Below are 592 nucleotides of genomic sequence, written 5' to 3'. Positions count from 1 at the left end.
CTTTGGAGCTGATGAATGCTCAGGTAGAGAAGCAACTGGTGGACATGGTGCTGTGCTTAGTCAAAGAAGTGGTGCATGTCGAGGTTCAAACCAATCCACAAATTATTCTCGATACGGTTAAGCAGTCGGTAGAAGCGCTGCCGATTTCTGGCCATCCAATCACATTGCATCTCAACCCTGAAGATGTTGTCATCATTCGCTCTGCGTATGGTGAAGAAGATTTAGATTGCCGTAACTGGACACTGGTTTCTGAGCCATCACTTAATCGTGGCGATGTGCAAATCGAAGCAGGCGAATCGAGCATTAACTACCGCATGGAAGAGCGCATCAAGAGTGTGCTGCACAGTTTTTGTGGCGCGAACCGTCACCAAGAGGGTGAGTAATCCATGCAAGCTTTGGCCGATCGTCTCAAAAACTACAAAGTCGAAGGCTTAACCACGCGCCCGGTCGCTTCTGGCAAATTGGTGCGCGTTGTTGGTTTGACCTTAGAAGCAACGGGCTGTCGTGCGCCGATCGGCAGTCTATGTTTGGTTGAAACCATGTCTGGTCACATGGAAGCCGAAGTGGTTGGTTTTTCTGGTGACAACTTGTA

The 592-nt window shown here is 49.2% G+C and carries 1 protein-coding gene and 1 pseudogene; both read left to right on the top strand.

The window, feature by feature from the left end; translation table 11 throughout:
* Positions 1 to 383: flagellar assembly protein FliH (locus R7R24_RS28725; protein WP_318120462.1), on the top strand; the 383-nt coding region annotated here is incomplete at its 5' end.
* A gap of 3 nt (positions 384 to 386) precedes the next feature.
* Positions 387 to 592 (top strand): annotated as a pseudogene (fliI, locus tag R7R24_RS28720) (flagellum-specific ATP synthase FliI); the annotation flags it as partial.

It is taken from the genome of Vibrio sp. 704 (assembly GCF_033339295.1).
Note: the sequence above shows the minus strand (reverse complement) of the source record. Positions and strands in the feature narration are given on the sequence as shown.